The 24,696-nt window shown below is 71.4% G+C and carries 28 protein-coding genes and 1 tRNA gene; 19 read left to right on the top strand and 10 right to left on the bottom strand.

The features are described from left to right. The first annotated feature begins 35 nt into the window (after positions 1-35). Positions 36-497, top strand: a complete 462-nt coding sequence (locus AB0I59_RS02945; protein ID WP_061253736.1) for an SPW repeat protein — start codon at positions 36-38, stop codon at positions 495-497. Between the two features lie 141 nt (positions 498-638). Further along, complete coding sequence (locus AB0I59_RS02940) at positions 639-1,349, top strand: maleylpyruvate isomerase family mycothiol-dependent enzyme (RefSeq protein WP_061253579.1); 711 nt, start codon at positions 639-641, stop codon at positions 1,347-1,349. Between the two features lie 29 nt (positions 1,350-1,378). Here AB0I59_RS02940 and AB0I59_RS02935 read toward each other — a convergent pair whose 3' ends face one another. Next, positions 1,379-3,202: a glycoside hydrolase family 15 protein gene (locus tag AB0I59_RS02935; RefSeq protein ID WP_061253578.1), complete on the bottom strand. Its 1,824-nt coding sequence runs from the start codon at positions 3,200-3,202 to the stop codon at positions 1,379-1,381. Positions 3,203-3,310: 108 nt separating this feature from the next. On the opposite strand from AB0I59_RS02935, the gene AB0I59_RS02930 reads away from it, so the two are divergent. Beyond that, positions 3,311-3,694, top strand: coding sequence for a thiol-disulfide oxidoreductase DCC family protein (locus AB0I59_RS02930; RefSeq protein WP_082776583.1), 384 nt, complete (start codon positions 3,311-3,313; stop codon positions 3,692-3,694). Positions 3,695-4,491: 797 nt separating this feature from the next. Here AB0I59_RS02930 and AB0I59_RS02925 read toward each other — a convergent pair. After that, complete coding sequence (locus AB0I59_RS02925; RefSeq protein WP_061253576.1) at positions 4,492-5,010, bottom strand: hypothetical protein; 519 nt, start codon at positions 5,008-5,010, stop codon at positions 4,492-4,494. A gap of 160 nt (positions 5,011-5,170) precedes the next feature. Here AB0I59_RS02925 and AB0I59_RS02920 point away from each other — a divergent pair, with 160 nt between their 5' ends. The 10 genes from AB0I59_RS02920 to AB0I59_RS02875 all read left to right on the top strand — a co-directional run bounded on the left by AB0I59_RS02920 (position 5,171) and on the right by AB0I59_RS02875 (position 12,801). Continuing rightward, positions 5,171-5,932 (top strand): DeoR/GlpR family DNA-binding transcription regulator, encoded by a 762-nt coding sequence (locus tag AB0I59_RS02920; RefSeq protein WP_061253575.1) that lies wholly within the window; start codon positions 5,171-5,173, stop codon positions 5,930-5,932. Then, the gene (pfkB, locus tag AB0I59_RS02915; RefSeq protein WP_061253574.1) at positions 5,929-6,870 is read left to right on the top strand and encodes a 1-phosphofructokinase; all 942 of its coding nucleotides are present in this window, start codon (positions 5,929-5,931) and stop codon (positions 6,868-6,870) included. The genes AB0I59_RS02920 and pfkB overlap by 4 nt, the downstream gene beginning before the upstream one ends. Positions 6,871-6,909: 39 nt before the next feature. Then, positions 6,910-8,016, top strand: coding sequence for a mannitol-specific PTS transporter subunit IIC (gene mtlA / locus AB0I59_RS02910; protein ID WP_061253573.1), 1,107 nt, complete (start codon positions 6,910-6,912; stop codon positions 8,014-8,016). 5 nt (positions 8,017-8,021) lie between these two features. Next, positions 8,022-8,330 (top strand): PTS sugar transporter subunit IIBC family protein, encoded by a 309-nt coding sequence (locus tag AB0I59_RS02905; protein WP_061253735.1) that lies wholly within the window; start codon positions 8,022-8,024, stop codon positions 8,328-8,330. Next, a complete protein-coding gene (locus tag AB0I59_RS02900) occupies positions 8,323-8,790 on the top strand; it encodes a PTS mannitol transporter subunit IIA (protein ID WP_061253572.1) in 468 nt (155 codons plus the stop codon). The genes AB0I59_RS02905 and AB0I59_RS02900 overlap by 8 nt, the downstream gene beginning before the upstream one ends. Next, positions 8,787-9,815, top strand: a complete 1,029-nt coding sequence (locus tag AB0I59_RS02895) for a zinc-dependent dehydrogenase (protein WP_061253571.1) — start codon at positions 8,787-8,789, stop codon at positions 9,813-9,815. Before AB0I59_RS02900 ends, AB0I59_RS02895 begins: the two co-directional genes overlap by 4 nt. 41 nt (positions 9,816-9,856) lie before the next feature. Beyond that, the gene (locus AB0I59_RS02890) at positions 9,857-10,129 is read left to right on the top strand and encodes an HPr family phosphocarrier protein (protein ID WP_061253570.1); all 273 of its coding nucleotides are present in this window, start codon (positions 9,857-9,859) and stop codon (positions 10,127-10,129) included. After that, the gene (gene ptsP / locus AB0I59_RS02885; RefSeq protein WP_061253569.1) at positions 10,122-11,792 is read left to right on the top strand and encodes a phosphoenolpyruvate--protein phosphotransferase; all 1,671 of its coding nucleotides are present in this window, start codon (positions 10,122-10,124) and stop codon (positions 11,790-11,792) included. Before AB0I59_RS02890 ends, ptsP begins: the two co-directional genes overlap by 8 nt. A 56-nt stretch (positions 11,793-11,848) precedes the next feature. Next, a complete protein-coding gene (locus AB0I59_RS02880; RefSeq protein WP_061253568.1) occupies positions 11,849-12,271 on the top strand; it encodes an SRPBCC family protein in 423 nt (140 codons plus the stop codon). 80 nt (positions 12,272-12,351) lie between these two features. Then, the gene (locus AB0I59_RS02875; RefSeq protein WP_358129393.1) at positions 12,352-12,801 is read left to right on the top strand and encodes a ribosomal maturation YjgA family protein; all 450 of its coding nucleotides are present in this window, start codon (positions 12,352-12,354) and stop codon (positions 12,799-12,801) included. On the opposite strand, the gene AB0I59_RS02870 is transcribed toward AB0I59_RS02875, so the two are convergent. Together AB0I59_RS02870 and AB0I59_RS02865 are read right to left on the bottom strand one after the other, a co-directional pair. Beyond that, positions 12,780-13,607, bottom strand: a complete 828-nt coding sequence (locus tag AB0I59_RS02870) for an ABC transporter permease (protein WP_061253566.1) — start codon at positions 13,605-13,607, stop codon at positions 12,780-12,782. The two genes, AB0I59_RS02875 and AB0I59_RS02870, sit on opposite strands and share 22 nt — an antisense overlap. After that, positions 13,604-14,560, bottom strand: a complete 957-nt coding sequence (locus AB0I59_RS02865) for an ATP-binding cassette domain-containing protein (RefSeq protein ID WP_358129389.1) — start codon at positions 14,558-14,560, stop codon at positions 13,604-13,606. The genes AB0I59_RS02870 and AB0I59_RS02865 overlap by 4 nt, the downstream gene beginning before the upstream one ends. 77 nt (positions 14,561-14,637) lie before the next feature. Between AB0I59_RS02865 and AB0I59_RS02860 the strand changes: the two genes are divergently transcribed. Continuing rightward, on the top strand, positions 14,638-15,261 hold the full coding sequence (locus tag AB0I59_RS02860; protein WP_358129386.1) for a TetR/AcrR family transcriptional regulator: 624 nt from the start codon (positions 14,638-14,640) through the stop codon (positions 15,259-15,261). 121 nt (positions 15,262-15,382) lie between these two features. On the opposite strand, the gene AB0I59_RS02855 is transcribed toward AB0I59_RS02860, so the two are convergent. Then, positions 15,383-15,952 carry a CGNR zinc finger domain-containing protein gene (locus tag AB0I59_RS02855; protein WP_358129383.1) on the bottom strand — a complete coding sequence of 190 codons (570 nt, stop codon included), beginning with the start codon at positions 15,950-15,952 and terminating at the stop codon, positions 15,383-15,385. 71 nt (positions 15,953-16,023) lie between these two features. Between AB0I59_RS02855 and AB0I59_RS02850 the strand changes: the two genes are divergently transcribed. Continuing rightward, positions 16,024-16,797 (top strand): class I SAM-dependent methyltransferase, encoded by a 774-nt coding sequence (locus AB0I59_RS02850; protein ID WP_061253563.1) that lies wholly within the window; start codon positions 16,024-16,026, stop codon positions 16,795-16,797. A 21-nt stretch (positions 16,798-16,818) separates the two neighbouring features. Here the strand turns inward: AB0I59_RS02850 and AB0I59_RS02845 are convergent, their stop codons facing one another. The 3 genes from AB0I59_RS02845 to AB0I59_RS02835 all read right to left on the bottom strand — a co-directional run bounded on the left by AB0I59_RS02845 (position 16,819) and on the right by AB0I59_RS02835 (position 18,549). Beyond that, positions 16,819-17,175 (bottom strand): nucleotide pyrophosphohydrolase, encoded by a 357-nt coding sequence (locus AB0I59_RS02845; protein WP_358129380.1) that lies wholly within the window; start codon positions 17,173-17,175, stop codon positions 16,819-16,821. Positions 17,176-17,307: 132 nt separating this feature from the next. Beyond that, positions 17,308-18,060 (bottom strand): hypothetical protein, encoded by a 753-nt coding sequence (locus AB0I59_RS02840; protein WP_358129377.1) that lies wholly within the window; start codon positions 18,058-18,060, stop codon positions 17,308-17,310. A 417-nt stretch (positions 18,061-18,477) separates the two neighbouring features. After that, positions 18,478-18,549: transfer RNA gene (locus AB0I59_RS02835), tRNA-Arg, on the bottom strand. 121 nt (positions 18,550-18,670) lie between these two features. Between AB0I59_RS02835 and AB0I59_RS02830 the strand changes: the two genes are divergently transcribed. Both AB0I59_RS02830 and AB0I59_RS02825 read left to right on the top strand, forming a co-directional pair. Beyond that, complete coding sequence (locus AB0I59_RS02830) at positions 18,671-19,063, top strand: response regulator transcription factor (protein ID WP_061253728.1); 393 nt, start codon at positions 18,671-18,673, stop codon at positions 19,061-19,063. Positions 19,064-19,065: 2 nt separating this feature from the next. After that, positions 19,066-19,617: a hypothetical protein gene (locus AB0I59_RS02825; protein ID WP_061253554.1), complete on the top strand. Its 552-nt coding sequence runs from the start codon at positions 19,066-19,068 to the stop codon at positions 19,615-19,617. A gap of 19 nt (positions 19,618-19,636) precedes the next feature. Here AB0I59_RS02825 and AB0I59_RS02820 read toward each other — a convergent pair whose 3' ends face one another. Beyond that, positions 19,637-20,347: an alpha/beta fold hydrolase gene (locus AB0I59_RS02820; protein ID WP_061253553.1), complete on the bottom strand. Its 711-nt coding sequence runs from the start codon at positions 20,345-20,347 to the stop codon at positions 19,637-19,639. A 107-nt stretch (positions 20,348-20,454) separates the two neighbouring features. Here AB0I59_RS02820 and AB0I59_RS02815 point away from each other — a divergent pair, with 107 nt between their 5' ends. Further along, positions 20,455-21,030: a TetR/AcrR family transcriptional regulator gene (locus AB0I59_RS02815; RefSeq protein WP_061253552.1), complete on the top strand. Its 576-nt coding sequence runs from the start codon at positions 20,455-20,457 to the stop codon at positions 21,028-21,030. Between the two features lie 147 nt (positions 21,031-21,177). After that, positions 21,178-21,762, top strand: a complete 585-nt coding sequence (locus tag AB0I59_RS02810; protein ID WP_061253551.1) for a hypothetical protein — start codon at positions 21,178-21,180, stop codon at positions 21,760-21,762. A 69-nt stretch (positions 21,763-21,831) separates the two neighbouring features. On the opposite strand, the gene AB0I59_RS02805 is transcribed toward AB0I59_RS02810, so the two are convergent. Beyond that, on the bottom strand, positions 21,832-24,576 hold the full coding sequence (locus tag AB0I59_RS02805) for a glycosyl hydrolase (RefSeq protein WP_358129372.1): 2,745 nt from the start codon (positions 24,574-24,576) through the stop codon (positions 21,832-21,834). Positions 24,577-24,696: the final 120 nt, after the last annotated feature.

Raw genomic sequence — 24,696 nt, 5'->3', positions numbered from 1 at the left:
AGGTGTTCGTCTCATCCCCGGAGGGGGTGCGCAACATGTCGCACAGCACGGACATCGGGCAGCATCCTGACATCATGCAGATGCGTGCCCGATACGAGGCAGCAGCCGCGAATCCCACGGCCCAGCTGACGGACGGGCTCACGCTGGTCGCCGGCATATACCTGGCGATCTCGCCGTGGATCTGCGGATTCCAGGGTCTCAGCGGGATCACGGTCAACAACCTGATCACCGGCATCCTGGTCGCTCTGCTGGCGCTGGGCTACAGCTCCGCGTATGGCAGGACCTACGGCCTCGCCTGGGTCGCCCCCGTCATCGGGGTGTGGACGATCATCGCTCCGTGGGTGATCAGCGGCCCGAACAACATCACCCGAGTCATCGTCAGCAACGTGGTGGTCGGCGCGATCATCCTGCTGCTGGGTCTCGCGAACATGTCGACCGGCATGACGGCCGCGAAGCGTCACACGCCGCGGTTCGTCGGCAACACCCACGCCCGCTGACGGATTCGATCACCGAGGGCGCGCTCCCAGCCGGCCCCGCCCGGAAAACCCACCGGTCGTACACGACCTTCCGCCGGGAACGCGGGCGACGGGGGCGCGCCTCGGTGATATCCGCCCGGTGCCCTCGGGTAGTCGATTCACATGACCGATTCCGAACTCCTGAAAGATCTCGATCCTTTCGACATCTTCGACGCCGAGGCGGCTCGGCTGGACCGCTTCTTCTCTTCGCTCGACGACGAGGGCTGGCGCAGGCCGTCCCGGTGCGCGGGCTGGTCCGTTCGAGACGTCCTCGGCCACCTCGCCGGGGAGGAGCTGTACAACCACGCCTGCCTGGACGGGAACCTCGATGGGCTCTTCGCCATGCTGGAACGGGAAGGCGTCGGCGGGGGCTACAACGGCTTCAACGACTGGTGCGTCCGGCAGCGCCGTGACCGGCCGGTCGGCGACGTGCTCGAGGAGTGGCGCGGCCAGAACGCCGAGACGCGCGCCCGGATGCGGGCACTCGGCCGCGACGCGACGCTCACCACCTCCGCCGGGCCGTACCCCGTGGACCTGCAGACCTTCCACTACGACTCCGAGTACGCCACGCACGGCGACGACGTGGGCGCCCCGGTCTCCGCGGAGGAGGCCGGGGCGCGCACTCTGTGGCGGGTCCGGTTCGGCCTCTTCACACTCGGCGAGCAGGGCGCGGCCGTACGGGCCGAGCCGTCGGACGGTCACGTCGAGGTGCGGGCCGACGGGGCCACCGCGCGCCTGCCGTACGCCGAGTTCGTCGAGGCGACGGTCGGGCGGCTGCCCGCGGACCATCCGCTGGACGCGGAGATCGCGATGGCCCTGCGGTGCCTCGCCTGACCCCCCGGACGGCGAAGGAGGACCGCTCCTCAGCACAGGATCTGCTCCTCGGCCAACGCTCCGTCGATGGCCCAGGCGGCGTTGATGAGGCCGATGTGGCTGAACGCCTGCGGGAAGTTGCCGAGCTGCTCGCCGGTGCCCGGCTCGATCTCCTCGGCCAGCAGGCCGACGTCGTTGACGTAGGAGATCGCGGTCTCGAACACCTCGCGCGCCTGCGCGACGCGTCCGGCCAGCGCGAGCGCCTGGGCCAGCCAGAACGTGCAGAGCACGAACGTGCCCTCGCCGCCCTCCAGGCCGTCCTCGTTGCGATAGCGGTAGACGAGGCCGTTCTCTCCGGTGAGCCGCTTGGCGACCGCGTCGATGGTCGCCAGCATCCGGGGGTCGTCCGCGGGCAGGAACCCGACGATCGGCATCATCAGCACGGACGCGTCCAGGTCCGGCGAATGGAACGCCTGGGTGAAGGCGCCCGCCTCCTCGCTCCACCCGTCGGCGAGAACGACCCGGCGGATCTCGTCCCTCGCCCGGCACCAGCGCGGCAGGTGACCTGCCGCGTCTAGCCGGTCCGCGAGCGCGATCGCCCGATCCACCGCCACCCAGCACATGACCTTGGAGTACACGTAGTGGCGGGGATCGCCGCGGATCTCCCAGATGCCGTGATCGGGGCGGCTCCACTGGTGGGCGGCGGCGTCGGCCAGCGCGACCAGGAAGCCGCGCTCGTCCGAATCGGCCCAGGAAAGCTGGTCAGCCAGCCGGTACGCCGCGCCGAGCAGCGCGCCGTAGACGTCGATCTGGGGCTGGCGCCACGCGGCGTTGCCCGTGCGCACCGGCCAGCTGTTCCGCCAGCCGCGCAGGTGCGGAAGCTCCCGCTCGGTGAGATCGCGCTCGCCGCCGATGCCGAACATGATCTGGAGGGTCCGGCCGGGCTCGTACGCCGCGGCCGCCGTCGTCATGAACGAGAAGAACTCGCTCGCCTCGTCGGGGCAGGCGGCGACCCACAGCGCGTCCATGGTGAAGCTCGCGTCCCGGATCCAGGCGTACCGGTAGTCCCAGTTGCGCTTCCCGCCCGGCTCCTCCGGCAACGACGTGGTGGCCGCCGCGACGATCGCGCCGGTGGGCTGGTAGCTCAGGCCCTGCAGGATCCGCCCGGAGTGGCGTACCAGGCCGAGGTAGTGCCCCTCGTATCGCTGGTGCGCCTTCGACCAGGACCGCCACGAGGTCAGGGTCGCCTCCAGCGCGGCGGCGATCTCCTCCGTGCCGCACACCTGGGGCTCCGGCTCGTCCAGCGCGGCCCAGCGCAGGGCGAACCGCAGCACCTCACCGGCCGCGAGGGTGACCGTCGCCGTGGCCTCCTCCCTCGTGATCACGAGGTCCACCGGGCTGGACAGGATGGTCTGACCGCACCCGCCACGCGACCTGATGCCCCCGTCCAGCACGGACATCAACGGCGTGACCAGCCCGTACTCCGGTCTCGGCCGGTAGCGGACGTCCACCTCGACGGACCCGCGTACGCACGTGGCCGAACGGAGCACCAGGTGTGGCGCGGACGCGCCGAGCCGGTGCGGGTCCGCGTCCGCCCCGGTCGCCAGCGCGTCGGTGAGGACCAGCGTGCCCGTCCCGGTCTCGAACATCGTCTGCAGCACCAGCGTGGCGTCCATGTAACGCCTGGAGACGGTGTACGGCCCCGACGGGCGGATCGACCACGATCCCGCGTCGTCGTCCAGCATCGCGGCGAAGATCGAGGGACTGTCGAACCGGGGCATGCACAACCATTCGATCGTGCCGTCCTTGGCCACCAGCGCCGCCGAATGCCGGTCGGACAACATCGCGTAGTCGGCGATCGCAGTCGTCGTCATGGTCCCTCCGGGGTCCACTCGGCACGCTTGCCCTCCCTCCACTGTGAACCACCGGGAAAGGGGCCCGCCCCCTCACCCCTCGGTCCCGCTGAGGCATGATGGGAAACCGTGGAGAGATCGTTAATCATCTATGACGGGGACTGCGGTTTCTGCACCACCGCCGCGGGCTTCATCGAGCGGCGGATGGACGTGCCCGCCGACATCAGGGCCTGGCAGTTCACCGATCTCGCGGCGCTGGGCACGACCCCGGAACGCGCGGAGTACGAACTGCTCTGGGTGGACACCCGGGGCCGCGTGTACGGCGGGGCACAGGCCGTCGCCAAGATCCTGCTCGCGGCGGGGCTGCCCTGGTCACCCCTGGGGGCCATCCTGCGCGTCCCGCCCTTCCGCTGGCTGGCCCACGGCGTCTACCGGCTGATAGCCGGCAACAGGCACCGCCTCCCCGGCGGCACCCCCATGTGCGTCCTGCCCGCCGACCGGCGCGGCGGCTGAGACGAGGCGCTCCGTCGGCAGGAAGGCGAGCAGCAGGCACAGCACGTGCGGCCAGAACATGATCGAGATGGTGGCGTAGACGACGACGTGGAACCCGGCGAGGGCGCCGACCGCGACGCGCTGCCACCGGCCGCGCAGGAACAGGACCACGGGTGAGCCCAGCTCCATCAGCATGATGCCCCACTGGGACCAGTGCAGCAGCCACGGATAGTCGAGCAGCAGGCGGCCGAACCCGGTGCCGCGGCGCATCACCGCGCGGACGAGGGTCGCGCTGTTCACCCATTCGACGCCGCCGAAGCGCAGCTTGGCGAAGGCCGAGAGGAAGTACGTCGCCACGACGGCGATCTGCACGCAGCGCAGCGCCCAGCCGGCCGACTCGGCCGAGCCGCGCTCCCGCAGCCGAGCCCCCGCCACGGTGGGCAGCACGGCGAGGGCCACGACGTACGCGATGCGGTCGTGGTCGACCTTCCCGAACGAGAAACTGATGATCAGCTGCTCGACGTAGAGCAGGAAGATCGCCGCGCCGAGGAGCCGCTGCCACCTGCCGGTGGGGGCGAGGGCGGCGGCGGCGAGCGCGAGCGGGATCAGCGTCCAGGTGACCACCGCGATGAGCTCGGGGGTCGGGCGCGGCAGGTGCAGCAGGTCGGCGACGATGAGCGGCTTGTAGAGCGCGGTCGCCGACGCGTGGTGCGAGCCGAGCGGGCGGAGCACCAGCAGGTCGAGCGGGATGAACAGGTACGCGGCGATCCGGAAGACCGCCACCCGCGTCAGGGGCACCGGGCCGAAGAACCAGCGGGCTAGCGCAGCCACTCGGCCACCACCTTCTCCTCGGTACCGACGAACCTGCGGTCGCGCAGCTTGAGATACCTCATGATCAGGCGGGCGCCGGTCCAGCGGGGCTCGTTCGGGCGGAGCCGGTCGTGGGCCTCGACGAGCCGGCCGACCAGCGCCGGCTGGGACTGGAAGCGCGGGACCTGCCCCTCGACCTCGGCGCGGTTCACGCCCACCACGACGGACTCCAACGGGACCTCGCGCCAGTTTCCGTCGGGCAGGCGCGCCTCCAGGACCATCACGTGGATGTTCCCGTTGGGCGGCGTGCTGGTGGAGTACATCCGGAACGGGCCGAAGGGGAAGGCGTCGTCGTCCCCCCAGAACGTGCCGACGACGAGCAGCGCCACGCACAGGCCCGTGGCGGCCAGCCGTACCGACCTGGCCCGGCCGGAGAGCCGCGCGGGAGGCGGCCCGGAAAGTGGCCCGGGAAGCGGCCCGGAAGGTGGCACCGGGGGCTGCGCGGGGGGCGCGCCGGACGTGATCATGACCGGCAAGTCTAGCGAGGGGATGCGACGTTCATCCGGTTTTCGCCAGTCATCCCGCGACACGCCGCGAGGCGCGCCGCCATGTTGCACCCATTGACTTCCACAATATGTGGGTATAAATACAGACGAAACAACATTGAAACGGCGGTGAATCAACATCATGTACGCCGAGGAGCGGCAGCAGGAGATCCTGCGCCGCGCGCGGGCCATCGGCCGGGTGGACGTGCTGACGCTGGCGGAGGAGTTCGCCGTCACCACGGAGACCATCCGCCGCGACCTGACCGTCCTGGAGCGGGCCGGCGTGCTGCGACGGGTGCACGGCGGCGCCATCCCGGTCGAGCGCCTGGGTTTCGAACCCGCGCTCGCCGCCAGGGACGAGGTGATGACCGAGGAGAAGGAGCGCATCGCCAAGGCCGCGCTCGCCGAACTGCCCGAGGACGGCGCGATCATCATCGACGCGGGCTCCACGACGGGCCGCCTGGCGCGGGCGCTTCCCGCCGACCGCGAGCTCACCGTCATCGTCAACTCACCGCCCCTCGCGACGTCGCTCGCGACCCGGGCGAACCTCAGCGTGATCATGCTGGGCGGCCGGGTGCGCGGCCGCACCCTCGCCACCGTCGACGACTGGGCGCTGCGCCCGCTCGCCGACCTCCACGTGGACGTGGCGTTCATGGGCGCGAACGGCTGCTCGGTCGCCAAGGGGCTGACGACGCCCGACCCGGCCGAGGCCGCGATCAAGCGGGCGATGATCGGCGCCGCGGAGCGCAGCGTCGTGCTGGCCGACCACACCAAGTTCTCCGGCGTCTACCTCACCCGGTTCGCCACGCTCTCCGAGATCGACATGGTGATCAGCGACGACGGGCTGGACCCGGCGGTCGCCGCCGACGTCGCCGCGTCGGGCCCCGAGGTGGTCCGCGCATGATCCTGACGCTGACGCTCAACCCGAGCCTGGACCGCACGATCGAGATCGCGGCGCTGGACCGGGGCGCCGTCATCCGCGCGGCGACGGCGCGGCTGGACCCCGGCGGCAAGGGCGTCAACGTCTCGCGCGCGCTGCTCGCCAACCGGATCAGGTCCTGCGCGGTCGTCCCGTACGGCGGCCACGAGGGGCGCCACCTCGTGGACCTCCTCTCGCAGGAGGGCATCGACATGATCGCGGTCCCGATCGCGGGGGCGACCCGGTCCAACGTCACGCTGGCCGAGCCCGACGGCACCAGCACGAAGGTGAACGAGCCGGGCACCCCGCTGTCCGCCGTCGAACTGGAGACCGTGGCGGAGGCGGTCCTCGGGGCCGCGCACACGGCGGACTGGGTGGTCGCGTCCGGCAGCCTGCCCCCGGGGGTGCCCTTCGACGTCTACGCCGGGCTGTGCCGCCGGTTCGCCGAGGCGGGGATCAACGTGGCCGTCGACACCAGCGGCCCGGCGCTGCCTGCCGCCGCGGCGGCGGGCCCCGCGCTGGTCAAGCCGAACCGGGAGGAACTGGCCGAGGCGACGGGGACGACGATCGGCTGCCTCGGCGACGTGATCGAGGCGTCGGAGAAGCTGCGCGCGATGGGCGCGGGCACGGTTCTGGCCAGTGTCGGGCCGGACGGGGCGGTCCTCCTGCAGGACGGCCGGATCTGGCACGGCGAGTGCCCCGTGGCCGAACCCAGGAGCACGGTCGGCGCGGGCGACGCCATGCTGGCCGGTTTCCTCGCGGCGGGGGCGAGGGGCGAGCGCGCCCTGGTCGAGGCGCTGGCCTGGGGGACGGCCGCCGTCGGCATGCCCGGCAGTCGTATGCCCGCGCCCGGGGACATCCGGCGCGACCTGGTGCGCGTCGGCCCGCCGGACCCAAGACGACCGCTGCGGTCCACGGACTGAAGCGGAGCACTTCACCCCCCATCGGAAGGAGCACCACCCATGACCGAATACACCCCCGCGGTCTACGGAACGGGAGTGAAGGCCACCATCCAACGCGTCGGCGGCCACCTCGCCGGCATGATCATGCCGAACATCGGCGCGTTCATCGCCTGGGGCCTGATCACCGCGCTCTTCATCCCCACCGGCTGGCTGCCGAACGAGGACTTCGCCAAGCTCGTCGACCCCATCATCAAGGCCCTGCTGCCGGTGCTCATCGGCTACACCGGCGGACGCATGGTCCACGGCCAGCGCGGCGCGGTCGTCGGCGCGGTGGCCACCATGGGCGTCGTCGTCGGCGCGGACATCCCGATGTTCCTCGGCGCGATGATCATCGGCCCGCTGGCCGCCTTCGTGATCAAGCTGGTGGACGGCTTCGTCCAGCAGCGCACCCGGGCCGGTTTCGAGATGCTGGTGGACAACTTCACCGCCGGCATCGCGGGCGCGGGTATGGCCCTGCTCGGCATGTGGGGCATCGGCCCGATCGTCCGGGTGGTCACCGACGCCGCGGGGGAGGCCGTCGAGTGGCTCATCGGCAACAGCCTGCTGCCACTCGCCTCGGTGCTGATCGAGCCCGCCAAGGTGCTGTTCCTCAACAACGCGATCAACCACGGCGTCCTCGGGCCGCTCGGCGTCGCGGAGGCGGTCAAGCACGGCAAGTCGATCCTGTTCATGCTGGAGTCGAACCCGGGCCCCGGCCTCGGCCTGCTCCTCGCCTACCTGTTCTTCGGCCCGCGCTCGCTGCGGCCGTCCACCCCCGCCGCCATGATCATCCACTTCCTCGGCGGCATCCACGAGATCTACTTCCCGTACGTGCTGATGAAGCCGCGGCTCATCCTCGCGGTGATCGCCGGTGGCGCGGCCGGGGCCTTCACCTTCCTGATCACCGGCGCCGGGCTCGTCGCGACCCCGTCGCCCGGCAGCATCTTCGTCTACCTCGCGGTGACCCCCAAGGGTGGCTGGTTCGGCGTGCTCGCCGGCGTGGTCATCGCCACCGCGGCCTCCTTCGCCGTCGCCGCCGTACTGCTCGGCTTCGGCAGGAAGTCGGGCGACGACGAGACCCCCGCCGACGAGACCCCCGAATCCCAGCCCGCTCCCCAGGAGGCGTGACCGACATGGCCGACATCGAGACCACCGACATCCGCAAGATCGTCGTGGCCTGCGACGCGGGGATGGGCAGCAGCGTGATGCTGGCCAGCCAGCTCCGCAAGCAGCTCAAGGGCCTCGGGATCGAGGTCCAGCACACCCCGGTCAACTCGATCCCCGCCGACGCCGACGTGGTGGTCTGCCACAAGGGGCTCGCCGACCGGGCCAGGAAGACCGCGCCGGACACCGTCCTCATCCCCATCACGATCTTCATCGGGGACCCGGCGGTCACGAGGCTCGTCACCACCATCAAGAACGGCGGGACGGTGCATGGCTGACCCGGCGCCGCTCCCCCTCGACCCGCGCGCCGTACTGCTCGACGCCTCCGCGGCGGACCGCGAGGACGCGATCCGCCTGTGCGGGCGGGCCCTCGTCGCCGTCGGCGCGGTCGAGGAGCCGTACGTCGAGACGATGATCGAGCGCGAGCGTTCGATCTCCACCTACGTCGGCGAGGGGGTGGCCATCCCGCACGGCACGCTCGCCGCCAAGGACGCCGTCCACCACGACGCCGTCTGCGTCCTGCGCTTCCCCGGCGGCGTCGACTGGGGCGGCGAGCGGGTCGTCGTCTGCGTCGGCATCGCCGCCCGGGGCGACGGCCACGTACAGCTGCTCTCCGAGCTGGCGCAGATCCTGCTCGATCCGGACCGCGTCCACGCCCTGCGGGAGGCGACCCGGGTCGAGGAGGTCGTTCACCTGTTGCGATCCGACGGACAACCCACCGAAGAGGAGACCACGTGAAGGTCGCCCGATTCCACGCGCCCGGCGACATCCGCATCGAGGACGCGCCCGAGCCCGTCGCCGGACCCGGAGAGGTCAAGATCCGGGTACGCGCCTGCTCCACCTGCGGCACGGACGCGAAGATCCTCAGACACGGGCACCACCACATCAGGCCGCCCAGGGTCATGGGCCACGAGATCGCCGGGGAGGTCACCGAGACCGACGTCCCCGGCTGGGCGCCCGGCGACCGCGTCCAGGTGATCGCCGCCATCCCCTGCGGGACGTGCGGGGAGTGCCGCCGCGGCCGGATGACGGTCTGCCCGAACCAGGAGTCGATGGGCTACCACTACGACGGCGGCTTCGCCGAGTACATGGTCGTCCCGGCCAAGGTCCTCGCCGTCGACGGTCTCAACCGCGTCCCCGACGGCGTGAGCTTCGCCGAGGCGTCGGTGGCGGAACCGCTCGCCTGCGTGCTCAACGGGCAGGAGCTGGCCCGGGTCGGCGACGGCGACGACGTGCTCGTCATCGGCTCAGGCCCGATCGGCTGCCTGCACGTACGGCTGGCCCGCGCGCGGGGTGCCGCCCGGGTGTTCCTCGCCGACGTCAACGCCGACCGGCTCGCGCTCGCCGCCGACCTGGTCCGGCCGGACGCCGCCGTGCACGGCGAGGACATCGCCGAGGAGGTGCTCAAGCTGACCGAGGGCCGGGGCGCCGACGTCGTCATCACCGCCGCGGCCTCCGGAGCCGCCCAGGAGCAGGCGCTGCGGATCGCGGCGCGGCAGGGACGGATCAGCTTCTTCGGCGGCCTGCCCAAGGACGATCCGATCATCCGCTGCGACTCCAACCTCGTGCACTACAGGGAGCTGACGATCGTCGGCGCGAACGGGTCGAGCCCGGCCCACAACGCGCGGGCGCTGCGGTTGATCGCCGAAGGATCGGTCCCCGTGGCCGACCTGATCACCCATCGGCTCCCGCTCTCCGGCGTCCTCGACGGCATCGACATCGTCAGCCGCGGCGCCGCCATCAAGGTCACCGTCGAGCCTTGACCCCCTCCCCCCCGAACCTCCGTAGAGAAAGGTCCACGACGATGCCGGAGAGGACAGTCGTCATCGCCTCACGTACCGGCCTGCACGCCAGGCCGGCCAAGATCTTCGTCGAGGCGGCGGCCCGGCAGGGAACGCCGGTGCGCATCCGGGTCGGCGACGGGAAGCCGGTTCCGGCGAACAGCATCCTCGCCGTGCTGGCGCTGGGCGCCGTCCACGGCACGGAGGTCACCCTCGACGCGGACGGCCCGGACGCGGACACCGCGCTCGACTCCCTCGCCGAGCTGCTCGCCCGCGACCTCGACGCCGATGAATGAGGCTCCGGAGGGCCGGACGCCGGTGATCGGGACGCTGCGCGGGCTCGGGGTCAGCCCCGGCCTGGCGGCGGGCCCGGTGTGCCGGATGGAGGACGCCTCCCGTCTGTCCGGCGGCCCATGGACCGCCGCGAGCCCCGCGGTGGAGGCCGACACCGCCGTACGGGCGCTGCTGGCCGCCTCCCTCAGCCTCTCCGCGCTGGCGGAGAAGGCCGCCGAACCCGAGGCCAGGGCGATTCTCGAGGCGCAGTCCTTCATCGCCGCCGATCCTCTCCTCCAGGAGTCCGTGGAGGAGAACGTCCGGAACGGCATGCACGCGCTGGACGCCATCACGGCCGCCTGCGCGCGCCACCGCGAGGCGCTCGTCGCCGCGGGCGGCTACTTCGCCGAGCGCGCGGCCGACCTGGACGACATCAGGAACCGCGCCGTCGCCGCCGCGCGGAACCTGCCGATGTCCGCGCTCCCCGACCCCGGCCATCCGTTCGTCCTCGTGGCCGAGGACCTCTCGCCCGCCGACACCGTCGCGCTCGACCCGGCGACGGTGCTCGCGGTGGTCACGGAGAAGGGCGGGCCCACCAGCCACACGGCCATCCTCGCCCGCGCGCGCGGCGTGCCCGCCGTGGTCGCCTGCCGTGGCGCGCGGGAGCTCCGCGACGGGACCCTGGTCGCCGTCGACGGCGCGCTCGGCGAGGTCCGCACCGGCATCGGCGAGGAGGAGGCGGCCGGGATCATGCGGCGAGCGGCCGAGAAGCGGGACCGGCTCCGGACGAGCACCGGGCCCGGCCGCACCGCCGACGGGCACCCGGTGAAACTGCTGCTCAACATCGGCTCGGCGGCCGATCTGGGCACGGAGGTCGCCGCCGAGGGCGTCGGGCTGTTCCGCACCGAGTTCCTCTTCCTCGACCGGCGCACGGCCCCGGAGATGGACGAGCAGGTCGCCGCGTACGAGGCGGTCTTCCGTGCGCTTCCCGGCGACCGCGTGGTGGTGCGCACCCTCGACGCGGGCACCGACAAGCCGCTGCCGTTCCTCGGCCTGCCCGAGGAGACCAACCCCGCGCTCGGCGTGCGCGGGCTTCGTGTGGCGCGGGCCCGGCCGGAGGTGCTCGACACGCAGCTCGACGCCATCGCCGCCGCCGCGCGGGCGGCCGGGGTACGGCCGTGGGTGATGGCCCCCATGGTCACCACCGTGGCGGAGGCGGCGGACTTCGCCCGCCGGGCCCGGTCCCGGGGCATCGCCGACGTCGGCGCGATGGTGGAGGTGCCCGCCGCCGCGCTGCGGGCGTCCCGGCTCCTGGCCGAGCTCGACTTCCTCAGCGTCGGCACCAACGACCTGAGCCAGTACACCTGCGCGGTGGACCGCCAGCACGGTGAGCTCGCCGACCTGCTCGACCCGTGGCAGCCCGCGCTGCTGCGGCTGGTCGCCGAGTGCGCCGACGCGGGCAGGCGGGCGGGCAAGCCCGTCGGCGTCTGCGGTGAGGCCGCGGCGGATCCGCTGCTTGCCCCCGTACTGGCCGGGCTCGGCGTCACGAGCCTGTCCATGTCCGCCCTGAGCGTGCCCGCCGTACGGGAGGCCCTGGCCGCCCGCACCATGGCGGAGTGCGAGCACGCGGCGAGGTCCGCGCTGGAGGCCGACGGCCCGGCCGAGGCGCGCCGTCACGCGGGGTGATCTGAGCGGCCCCGGAAGCGGGCAGAACAGAGAGCGTGGACAAGTCTCATCTCTCTGTGACGGTGCACTCCGACGCGAGCCCGGAGCGGGTGTTCGCCGTCCTGACCGACTGGCCGAGGCACGAGGAGTGGATGTTCCTGACCCGCGCGCGGGTCACCGCCGGGGACGGCCACAGCGCCGGCAGCGGCCTGGCCGCGTTCACCGGGGTCGGGCCGCTGGGCTTCCTCGACACGATGGAGATCACCCGGTGGAACCCGCCGCACACCGTCGAGGTGCGGCACACCGGGTGGCTCGTCCGGGGAACCGGCGTCTTCCACGTGTTGCCGAGGGCGGGAGGCGGCAGCACGATCGTGTGGCAGGAGGACCTGGACATCCCTCTCGGCCTGGCCGGGCGGCTCGGCTGGCTGGCGGCCAAACCCGTCACCGCCGCCGTGCTCCACCTCTCGTTGCGGCGCCTGGCCGAGCTGAGCCGTACCTGAACCCGGGGCTCCGACCCCCGGCGCGTCTGGGACCCTGGGAGGCCGGGGAAACGGAAACAGAGACCGCCGAGGTGCCGCGATTGAACCCGCCAGAGACGCACGGGCGAGGCCCGCGGGACGAGCGAGCGCCGGCGCGCCGGCGCGTGATCGCGGTCCTCGCCGCCCTGCTCACCATCGCCGCCGGGCTCGGGATCCGGGCCGTGGGAGACGGTCCGGTGACCAAGTACGGCGGGGACGCGCTCTACACGCTCCTGCTGTACACGCTGGTCCTGGTCGTCGCGCCCCGGACGCGACCCGCGGCGGCGGCCGCGGGGGCGCTCGCCGTGAGCTGGGCGGTGGAGCTCTTCCAGCTCACCGGCGTCCCCGCCGAGCTCGCGGCGCGCAGCGTGCTCGCCCGTCTGGTGCTCGGCACCTCGTTCAACCCGCCCGACCTGTTCTGGTACGCCGTGGGAGCCGCGCTGGGCTGGACCGCCCACGCCCTGGCGGACCGGGGCGCCGGCCGGATCGTTCAGCGGTCGAGCCGCTGGTAGCGGCGCGCGGACAGCGGCAGGAAGACCAGCGTGAGCAACACCGGCCAGCCGATCGCCAGCGGCAGCGCGTGCTCGGCGGCCCAGGAGTCGCCGCCCCAGCCGGGGTTGCCGAACAGCTCGCGGCAGGCGGCGACCGTGGCCGACAGCGGGTTCCATTCGGAGATCGTCCCCATCCAGCCCGGCATCAGCGCCGGTGAGACGAAGGTGTTGGCGAGCATGGTGAGCGGCATCAGCGGCATCCACGCCGCGCTCGCCGACTCCGGGGTGAGCATCAGCCCGAGATAGATGCCGACCCAGATGAGCGCGAAGCGCAGGAGCAGCAGCAACCCCACGGCGGTCAGGGCGTTCCCGATCCCCCGGTGCCAGCCCCAGCCGACCGCGAGTCCGCATCCGAGCAGCACGGCCAGTTCCAGTACGGAGTTGACCATGTCGGCGACGGCCCGGCCGAGCACCACCCCGGACCGCGAGATCGGCATCGAGCGGAAGCGGTCGGTGATCCCTCGGGCGGCGTCGTTGGTAACGATGATCATGGTGGTCATCACGCCGAGCGTCATCGTCTGGGCGAACATCCCGGGCATCAGGAACTCCCGGTAGTCGCCTCCCCCGGCGACGTTCATGGCGCTGCCGAGGACGAAGCCGAACAGCAGCACCATCACGATCGGGAACAGCAGCAGGTTGAGGATCGCGGCCGGGTTGCGGACCAGGTGGACGAAGTAACCGCGGGCGATCACGCGGCCGTCCGCGAACGTCCAGCGCAGCCGCTGGAGCCGGGAGCGGGGGATCACGGGAGCGATGAGCGTGGTCATGCCGCCGCCTTCCTCCCGGACTCCCCGGTCAGGCTGAGGAACACCTCGTCCAACGTCGGGCGGCGCAGCGCGACGTCCTCGACCGCGATGCCGCGCTCTCGCAGCTCGCGTACGACCTCGGTCAGCGCGCCGATCCGGTCGCGTACGGGAACGGTCAGGCGGCGGGCGTCGGGATCCGCGGCCGGTTCCGCGCCCGCCGCCGCGGCCAGGACGCGGGCGGCTTCGGCGAGGTCGGCGGCGTCGCGGACGACCAGATCGATCTGGTCACCGCCGATCATCGACTTGAGCAGGTCCGGGGAACCGCCCGCGATCACGCGTCCCGAGTCGATCACGGCGATCTGGTGGGCGAGCTGGTCGGCCTCGAACAGGTACTGCGTGGTCATCAGCACCGTGCTGCCCGCCGCCGCCAGGTCGCGCACCGCCTGCCACACCTCGTTGCGGTTGCGCGGGTCGAGCCCCGTGGTGGGCTCGTCCAGGAACAGCACGCGCGGGGCGAGGACGAAGGCCGCGGCCAGGTCCAGGCGGCGCCGCATGCCGCCCGAGTAGTGCTTGACCCGTTTCCCCGCGTCGTCGGCGAGGCCGAACCGGTCCAGCAGTTCCCCCGCCCGGCGGCGGGCGGTGGCCGCGTCCAGGTGGTAGAGGCGCCCCCACATCTCCAGGTTCTCCCTGCCGGTGAGGATCTCGTCCACGGCCGGTCGCTGCCCGGCGAGGCCGATGCGGTAGCGCACCTGGGCCGGTTCGGCGGTCACGTCGAAGCCGGCGACGACGGCACGTCCCGCGTCCGCCCGCAGCAGCGTGGTCAGGACGCGTACCGCGGTGGTCTTGCCCGCGCCGTTCGGACCGAGCAGGCCGCACACCGTCCCCTCCGGAACGGTCAGGTCGAACCCGTCGAGAGCGTGGGTGTCGCCGTAACGCTTGCGCACGCCCTCGGCGACGACTGCAAAGGAATCCATGCGGCTCATTGTGAGACATCAATGTCCCAAAAACAAGCGCCACAGTCTCGTTATGGAAAGCACTGTAGCCTTTGGCCGTGAGCGCGACGCGTCAGCCTGTCTCCGAGGAGCCCGAACCCGACCCGCGGAAGCCGGAGGCTCGCGAGTCCGGAACGCGGGGCCGCACCCGCCGGGCCATTTTGGGCGCGGCCGCCTCGGTCCTCGCCCGCGACCGGGCCGCCACGCTGGCCGACATCGCGGAGGCCGCGCAGGTGGGCCGGAGTACGCTGCACCGCTACTTCCCCGACCGGCAGGAACTGCTCAACGCGACCGTCGTCGACTCCTTCCATGTGGTCGAGCAGTCCGTGGCGGCGGCGGCGATCGACCAGGGACCTCCCCTTGAGGCCATGCGCCGCCTGATCACGGCCATGGTGGACGTCGGCGACCGGCTCGCGTTCCTCTTCGGCGATCCGCGCGTGCTGGAGGAGTTCAGCGCCTGCTTCGAGCCGGACCTGTCCGTGCCGACCGCGATCAGCCTCATCGAGCGCGGCCAGGCCGAGGGCGTCTTCGACCCGCAGGTCAGCGCCGAGTGGATCCAGCAGATGCTGTACGCGGTCACCTACACCGGATGGGAGGCCGCGGCGAAGGGCCTGCTGCCCCGCCACGGCGTGGCCTCCACCGTCATCCGCACGTTCGAGAACGGAGTGACCGCCCAGGGGTGACCGCCCAGGGGTGACCGCCCAGGGGCGGCCAGGGGCCGGCGCGAACGGCTCGGCCACTGCGGGTTGAGTGGCCCTCCGGGATGCGATCTCCGCCCCGGGCCGCGATGGGTGGCATGGGGCCTCAGGTGTTGCGGGCGCGGAAGGCGGCGGTCTTGACCCGGTTCTGGCACGGGGTCGAGCAGAACCGGCGCGTCCCGTTGCGGGAGACGTCGACGTAGACGCGATCGCAGTGCGGGGCCGTGCACACGCCCAACCGGTCGTACAGCTCGCTCCCGAGGACGACGGCGAGGCCGGTGGCACAGCTCGCCGCCCAGTCGCCGGCCAGCGTGCCGCCGCGCCCGTGGAAGTGCACGTGCCACGGCTCCCCGTCGTGCCGGTCGAGGTGCGGCCGGGCGTCCGTCTCGTCCAGGAGACGGTTCACACCGTGCGCGGCCGTGTCGATGTCGCCTTTCGCCACCGACTCGAAGACCACGCGCAGCGCCTCGGCGACAACGGTGAGCTCGTCCGCCTCCCTCGCGCCGAGCCGGTACGGCCCCTGCTCGCCCATCCCGAGGACGCGGGCGACGACGGCCGATCGTTCCTCGCCCGCCGGAGGCGTGTACACCCTGCCTCGGGACTCGCCGGCGGTCAGTGTGTTGACCAGGGTGACGGCGACCGCCACCACCGCGTCTGTGTGACTGTTGAAATTCACTTGACCAGTTACACCTTCGGGATTTAGTTTGTGACTGGCAAAAGCATATGTGGCAGTTACAAGGAGGAGCCATGCTCACGTTCGACACCGCCAGGAAGTGGATCGACCGCTGGGACCGCCAGCAGGAGGGCTACCTCCCCGGCCGTGAGGAGCGGTTCAGGGCGCTGATCGACGCGGTCGAGGCGGGAGTGGACCGGCCCGACCCCCTCGTGATCGATCTCGGCTGCGGCCCCGGCTCACTGGCCGCCCGGCTGCTGCGCCGGCTTCCGTGGGCCAGGGTCGTCGCGGTGGACACCGATCCCCTGCTGCTGTCGCTGGGTGAGGCGGGCTACGGCCACACGTCGGGGTTGCGCTTCACCTCACTCGACCTGCGCACCCCGGGATGGAGCGCCGAACTCGGCCTGGACCGTCCGGCCGACGCCGCCGTGAGCACCACCGCGCTGCACTGGCTGCCCGAGGAGCACCTCCGGGCGATGTACAAGGAGCTGGCCACCGTGCTGCGCCCCGGCGCGCTCTTCCTCAACGGCGACCATCTCGACGCCGACGAGGCGACCCCGACCCTGGCCAGGCTCGAACGCGCCGTGCACGAGAGCGAGGAGCGCCGGGCCTTCGCCGACGCGCGTCCCGAGGACTGGCGCCAGTGGTGGGACGCGGTCCTCGCCGACCCCGCGCTCGCCGAGGCCGGCGCCGCCCGCGCGCGCAGCGCCGCCGCCGTCGAGCACCACGGATCGGAGTCCAACCTGCTGTCCACCCACGTCGCCGCCCTGCGCGACGCGGGCTTCGAGCAGATCGGCACGCTCTGGCAGCGCGGGAACAACCGCCTCCTCTGCGCCGTACGGGCGTGACGTGACCTCGGCGCGTGTCCGTCAGGAGCCCAGCGGAGGAGCCTTCCTGGCGGAGCCGCGATAGAGCTCGGCGTCGTACCGGCGGTCGTTCTCGTCCAGCTTCGCGTCGGCCGCCTCGACCAGATCGACGCCGAGGACGTCGGCGAGTCGGACGAGGTAGGCGGTCACGTCACCGAGTTCCGACCGCACCCGGGCGCGGATCTCCGGGCTCAGATCCGCGCACTCGTCCGAGGTCAGCCACTGAAACTCCGCCACCAACTCCCCCACCTCGCCGGCCAGCGCCATCGCCAGGTTCTTGGGCGTGTGGAACTGCTCCCAGTCGCGGGCGCGGGCGAACTCGCGCAGCCGTACGGCCAGTCGGTCCAGCTCGGTCGTCACGTCTCGCGACCCTACCCGCCGCCCGCCCGGGGATCTTCCTCAACCTCCCCGGAGCGGTGGAGCCGGACGGTACCAGCCAGCTCTGGAACTCCGTGAAGAGTCAAGCCGTGCGCCCCCGCGCCTCAGGCCGTGCTATTCGTCAGGCAGCAGGTACCGCCAGGAGAGCACGAAGAGCACCCTCGAACTGGTCGTGAAAAGCGACCGGCCGTACTCCTGCCCAGCGGGAACCGCCTCGGTGATCGCACTCACCGCCGCCCCCTCGAGGTCCTTCTGCCAAACCGGGTCCACCGAGCCCGAAGGCTCCGGGACCCCCGCGGGCCACGGCGCCGGCTTGCCCTCCGCCGACGCGGCCCCTTCGGCGACTACTCGGACGCGGGTGGCAACGTAGTCGGTGCCCTCCGCAGCAGCCCTGGTCGCCAGGCCTTCCATCAGCTTCTTCGCGTCCGAGAGCTCCTTCGGGTAGAAGTCCGCGACCTGGTCCAGGGCCGGGGCCCGGACCTCCAGCAACTTTCCGTCCTTCCCCCGTACTCCGAGGACGGTGGTCGGCACGTCCGTCACCGCCGGCGCGCCCGGCTTCGGCTCCGCGGTCGGCGGTTGCCCGGTCAGGTAGTTCTCCAACGACGCGACCGTCTCGCTCGCCTCGGCATCGGTGAGCCTCAGCTGCTTGCTCGCGTCGGCGATCACTAGGCCGTCGCTGTACAGCACCACCCTCGGCGGACGCAGCACGTTCGTCGTCGGGGTCACGAATCCGTCTTCGGCTCCCCACAAGGCGACCGGCTTCGCCGGCCCGTCGTCAGCCGGGGTCGCCGTTGTGTCCGATTCCGTTCTTCCACAGGCCGCGGCCATGGACAGCACCGCCACGAGCAGGATCATTCGTAATCTCATCCCCCAGAAACGTAAATCCCCCTCATATCGGTTCAGCCGGCGTCGTATTTCGCGGGTGTTCGGCCTGCCGAGGCCGTAGGACTACGGCGAGACGACTGCCATCTACCCGAGGAACGATCTGCGGCACGCAGCCCTGTCCACCTGGCTCAACGCCGGAGTGGACGCCACCGAGGTAGCCGCCCGCGCGGGTAACAGCGTGGAAGTTCTCCTGAAGCGCTATGCCAAGTGCCTGGATGGCCGTCAGGAGCAGAACAACCGCCGGATAGAGGCTGCGTTGACCCGATGAAAGCTGGTCCACAACTGGTCCACAACCAGCGAGCGCCAATGAGAACGGGCAGGACTCCATGAGACTGGAGACCCGCCCGTTCCTACGTCGTTCGCCCTGGTCAGCGGCTAGATCCGCTGGTCAAGATTGTGTGCCCCCTGCAAGATTCGAACTTGCGCTCCCGGCTCCGGAGGCCGGTGCTCTATCCCCTGAGCTAAGGGGGCTCAACGAGAGTTAAGGCTACCAGTTCCGGGGGACTCCTCGCGCACAACGATATGCGCCGTCTTTGCGACGATCCGGCGAAAGTCGCGCGTGGACCCCCGGGGAGGAGTTAGCTTGGCGCCCGTGAACGACGTTCTGGGCCGAGTACTCGTCGTGGACGACGACGAGGTCATCAGGCAGCTCATCGCGGTCAACCTGACCCTGGAGGGGTTCGAGGTGGAGACCGCGCACGACGGGCAGGACTGCCTCGACCGCGTCCACGAGGTCGATCCCGACATCATCACGCTGGACGTGATGATGCCGCGCCTGGACGGCTGGGAGACCGCGACCCGGTTGCGCACCGACAGGAGCACCAGCCACATCAAGGTCGTGCTCATCACGGCGCGGGCGCAGGAGGACGACAGGCGGCGGGGGCTGGGCATCGGGGTCGACGCCTATCTCACCAAGCCGTTCGACCCGGCCGAGTTGATCGACGTCGTCCGCGAACTCGCCGACGGAAGCGCCCTATCGTCGTAAGTATGAAGCTGGCGGTATGGCGCGAATCCGGACCTGTCCCACGTGACCGGGCTCGGGACCTGTTTCTCGACGGTCCACCGGAGCCGGACGAGGACTTCGCCGAGGCTTTCGCCGAACTCTTCCCCGGCGTACGGATCGACGACATCGTCCCGGAGCGGATAGACGAGATCTCGAACGCGGTCTTCCGGCTCGCCCGGGAGCACGGCCTGGTCTGCTACGACCCGCAGCGCGACCTCGTGCACAACCTCGAACCGCGCGGCGTCCATCCCCAGTTGGAGATGCACACGGGTGACGGGATGATCGTGACGGACCCCGACCTGAGACTGATCGCCGACGTGCTGGGCACGCTCTCGTCGGAGAATCCGTTCGTCGCGCTCGTCTGTTTCGGCCAGCATTTCATCCAGGTCTCTCCCGGATACGAGCTGGAGTTCAAGGAGGGCGGGAAGATCCGCGGGACCGTGACCACCGATCTCGCCGAGGTGCGCCGCGCCTTCCTTGAGTACGCCACGGGCGACCGGGCGTTCCTTCAGCGCCACGAGTGGAAGCCCGTGTAGGCGCGCCTTCTCCGCCGGTTCACGCCGCCCGATCCCGTACGGCGTCCGCGGCCTGGTCGAGGAACCCGGCCATCCGGTCGGGGGCGGCGAGTACGGTCAGGTGGCCCCGCCCGGAGATCCGGGTGAGGCTGCCGTTCCGGCAGGCCCGCAGGAAGTCGAGCTCGTTCACCCGGAAGGGATCGCGGGCCCCGTTGACCAGCCACACCCGGCCCGGATAGCGCGCCAGGGACACGACGGGATCCTCGGACGTCACCGCCTCGACCACCGAGGGGACGACCTCGCAGAACAGGCCGCCCGCCACGACGGCCTCCCCGGCGGGCCCCGGCAGGGCGCGCCGGAAGCCGGACGCGCTGATCCGGTTCGCCAGCGCGGGATACCCGGCGGCGAGCCGCCCGGCGAGCCGGTAGACGCGGGCGAAGGCGCCGCCCGGACGGGCCGTACAGCCGATGGCGACCAGGCCGGCCACCATCGACGGGTGGCGGGCGGCGGTGGCGATGCCGACGTAGCCGCCGAGGGACAGCCCGGCCACGAGCGCCCGCCCGCCGAGCCCGGCGATGCACTCCGCCACGACGTCGCACGCCGCGTCCATGTCGTACGGCATGCCGCTCAGGGAGCCGTGTCCCGGCAGGTCGGGCGCGGCCGACGGGCTGCGCAGCAGCGATCTCACGGGCGACCACATCGAGCCGGTGACCCGGATCCCGTGGACGAGGACGACGGGAAGATCCGCCATGACCACCCTCCTGTGTCAGAGCACCAGACACACAACGCGACGTTGCGTTGCATACGCATCAAACCACAACGCAACGATGCGTTGCGAATGGCGATAAGGTGACCCCCATGGCACCGCGCAGGAAACACGACATCCTCAACGCGACCCTGGACCTGCTCGCGGAGAAGGGCTATGAGGGCCTGACGGTCGAGGGCGTGGCCGAGCGGTCCGGGGTCAACAAGACGACCATCTATCGGTGGTGGCCGTCGAAGGCCGCCCTGCTCGGCGCGGCACTGGTCGAGGCGCGGGCGCTCGACTTCGAGGCGCCCGACACCGGCTCACTGCGCGGCGACCTCCACGCCGTGGTCGAGGCGACCGCGCGGCTGCTCACCACTCCCCCCGCGTCCGACATCGCCGTCGCCGCGCTCGGAGCCGCCGCGGGCAACCCCGAACTGGCCGCCGCGATCCAGGGCTTCTTCGCCGACAGGTACGCCCGGGAGCTGCCCATCTTCGAGCGCGCCCGGGCCCGTGGGGAGATCGACGACGAGCCGGATCCGATGATGATCATGGATCTGCTGGCCGGAGCCGTCTGGCTGCGCGTGGTGTTCCGCGGGTTGCCGCTCGACGAGAGCTTTACCGGCGACGCGGTCAGTGTCGTGCTCGGCGGGGTAGCAGCGGAGCCAGGCTCCCGCCGCGGCGACTGAACCGCGCGCGAGGGCCCATCCATGCCACGTCGTCCATCCCACTCCACGTCGTCCATCCCACCGAGCCTGAACGCAGCGGAAACCCGAAAGGAGGGAGGGGCGACCTTCCCCACCTCACGCGGGAGGGGTGTTCGCCCCGGAATCCCGATGATCGATCGCGAGTTCAGCCCATCCCAGCTCCCGCGCGAGGCGCCCTCGCGGCGCGGGATCCGCCGCGGGCTCCTCTTCGGAGCCACCGCGCTGCTGTTCGTCACAGGTACGGGCCTGGCTGCCCCGGGCGCCCAGGCGAGCGTCCCGGGCAACCGCACCCAGCCGAGCCCGTCGCCGACCGGAGCCCCCGCCGAGTCCCCGACCGGGGGCCGGGGGCCGGGCGGCCACATGATGGAGGGCCCGCTCGGCGCCGTCCACGGTGAGCTGGTCGTCCCGAAGCGCGGCGGCGGCTACCAGACCGTCACCACGCAGACCGGGAAGGTGACCTCGATCAAGAAGGACTCCGTCGCGCTCAAGAGCACCGACGGCTTCGCCCGCACCTACAGGATCGACGACTCCACCCGGGTCTGCGCCGGCCGCAGGGGCCTCGACGAGATCAAGGCCGGTGACACGGTGTGGGTGATCAGCCCCGGCAAGGAGAACAACGCGACCGCCGCCCTGTTGGTCGACCTCAGCCGTCCGCAATGGTCGGTAGGGCACGGCGGCGGCGGATCCCCGGCGCCGACGACCTCACCGTCGTGATCGGAACCGTCGTGATCGGAGGTACGGGCGGTCGCCGGAGGTGTCCTCCGGCGACCGCCCGGCCGCGGGTCAGGTCGTCGAGAACGTGAACCAGTTGAGGTTGACGAAGTCGGCGGGCTGCCCGCTGCTGAACGTCAGGTAGACGGTGTGCGTTCCGGTCACGCCGGAGATGTTCGCGGGGACCGTCTGCCAGCTCTGCCAGCCGCCCGTCGATCCGACCGCGAAGCTGCCGACGGGCGTGCCGGTCCGGCTGTCCAGCCGGACCTCGACGAGCCCGCTGACGCCGCCCGCCGCGCCGGAGGCGACCCTCGCCTTGAACTGGGTGGCCGCCGTGCCGCCGAACTGCACGTTGTCGTACCGCAGCCAGTCCCCGTTGCCGATGTAGGCCACGTTCTGGCCGCCGCCGGTGTCGGTCGTGGTCTCCAGCGACGTGCCGGACTGCTCCTGGTACGCCTCGGCCTCGATCCTGCCCCGCGCGTCGACGCCGCCGCCCGTGGGGGAAGCCGACGGGGAGGGTGACGGGGACGGGGAGGGCGACGGTGAGGGTGAGGGCGACGGGGAGGTCCCGCCCGCGCTCGTCGCCGTCGAACGGGCCGGGACATTGAGCGTCGCGCCGTCCGAGAAGGTGACCGTACGGCCGGCCGTGCCGAAGTTGTGCGCCACGTACGTCCGCGTCGAGCCGTTCACGAAGACGGCGGCGGTCGGGATGTTCGCGGTCACGGCGGTGTCGACCGTTCCCAGCCTGGCCAGGTTGTAGATCCAGTGATAGGTGTGCGCCAGGGACTCGCCCGACTCCGGCGTCAGCGTCGTGTAGCCGCCGTCCCAGTTCGCCTTGGCCGCGGCCGGGTCGGCGAGGGCGCGGAACTCCCAGACGACGTCCTTCCACTCGACCGCCGGTCCCGGGTTGTTCGCCTCCATCTCGGCGAGGTTCTGCCGCACATCGGCCTGGTAGAGGCCGTGATAGAGCGAGCCGCCCGTGATCGGCAGCATGTTGATGCCGTGGATCTCCTCGGGGTTGGCCGTCCACCAGGTGGAGTACGCGGCGCCGCTGCCCCAGATCATGCCGGCCGTGTCGTGGCCGAACCCGGAGGGGAAGACCACGTTGTCCTTGTCGAACCAGTACTGCGCGATGGCCGACGTCTGGGTCGTGTACAGGTAGATGCCGAGGTCGCGCAGGGCGGTGTCACCGGTGGCCGCGCCCAGCAGGATGGCGCCGTTCGCGAAGTTCATCCCTTCCGAGGAGGACTCCTCGTTGTTGCCGGCCGCGAACCCCTGGTGCCCGGAGGCCCAGCCGTTCCCGGCGTACGCGTCGAAGTTGCGCAGGAACGGGAACCGGGTGTCCGACCTGTCCCCGTTGTTGGCGTCGGAGGCGAGCAGCTTGGCCATCGGCCCCCAGCTCGCCGCCCACGCGGAGTCGTACCGCGCCACCGTGGCGGCGGCCATCAGGTAGTAGCCGTAGTGGAAGTGGTGGTCGTTCACCTCGGTGTCGCTGCCGTACGACGCGGGGTATCCGGTGAGCACGCCCCAGGTCGCGTCGTAGCGGAACTGCTCGCCGCCCGCGGTGAACCAGCTCTCCAGCTTCGCCTTGAGGAGGCCGAGCAGCTTGTCCCTGGACGCGGTGTCGCCGAGTTGCTCCGCGATCGGCACGAGCTGGGCCAGGCGGCCGAGAGCCTTGCCGGTCCAGTAGGTGTCGGTCGCCGCCTTCCACGGATCGGAGGCGTTCGCCTCCTGCCTGACGTAGCCGCCGAGCCTCGTCCGGTCGTACGCGCCGAGGTCGGGCAGCGAGGGCAGCACGCCGTGGAAGGTCTGCTTCGTGGTGAACGACGTGCCCTCGCGCAGCTTCATCGTGCCGCGCGGCGAGACGTACGTGTACGGGGTCAGCGTGTCGCTCGTGGCCAGCCACTGGTGCCGGTAGAGAGCGAGGAGCGTGCCGGTCTGGGCGCCCTCCTTGGCCGTCGTAGTCGCCGTGTAGGTGGTGGTGAGCCGGGCGCTCGCCTCGTCGTACGCCCAGGACACCCTGGTCCCGGTGACGAAGCTGAAGGCGTACTTCGCGAACAGGTCGAGCGTCGAGGCGGAGGTGTCCGGCAGCGCGGCGACGGAGAAGTAGTTCTTGCCGCCGAGCGCGTCGGTCGCGACCGTGCCGCTGATCGTCCAGTCCGTCCCCGACGGGGCGAACACGCCGTAGTGGTGGCCGTTGACGGTGACGCCGAGGATGTTGCCCCGGTCGGACCAGACGTTCGGCGTGGCGACGAAGGTGACCTGCGCGTTCCCGCCGCTCGGGGTGGCGTAGACGTACGGCATGCCGTGCCCGATCGTGGCCCTGAGCGTGCGCGTGCCGTCCGACCAGTACGGCGTGACGGCCCAGTCGGACCACCCGTCCACCTTGGTGTCGGGCGAGTTCAGCCCGGTGACACCGATCGTGAGATCACGGGCGTGCGGGTACTCGTACATCCGTCCGTCCCCGCTGATCAGCGGTGTGGTCGGGTAGCTCACCTCCAGCCCTCCGGCGACCGCGTGGAAGGCGAGCGGGTGGCCGTACATGTTCTCGGAGTAGGGGTTGCCGGCGTACCGCTGGAAGGCGAGGGACGACCACCAGTCGTTCGTGGGGACCTTGCCGGTGACGTTCCCGGTCACCTTGGGCGTGACGGGAGCTCCGTCCGAGCCCGCCGGACCGCTCGCCCCGGCGGGCAGGTCGGTGGTGTAGCTGCCCGCTCCGACGGTCACCGTCGCCGCGTGGGCGGGGAGGGCCGGGGCGGTCAGCGCGAGTGCGGTCAGCAGGACCAGGCAGGCTCTCGCCGACATCATCGATCTCATGGAGCGACCTCCGCGAAGTGGGGGGTTCAGGCGGAATCGGGCTGGAAGCGCTCTCAGCGCCGCTGACGCTAGATCCGTGTCAACCGCATGTCAACGAAAAGAGAATGTTTCTCGAAGATC

Origin of the sequence: Microtetraspora glauca (assembly GCF_040656155.1) — a bacterium.
Taxonomy (GTDB): domain Bacteria; phylum Actinomycetota; class Actinomycetes; order Streptosporangiales; family Streptosporangiaceae; genus Microtetraspora; species Microtetraspora glauca.
This window is presented reverse-complemented; position numbering and strand designations above follow the sequence as displayed.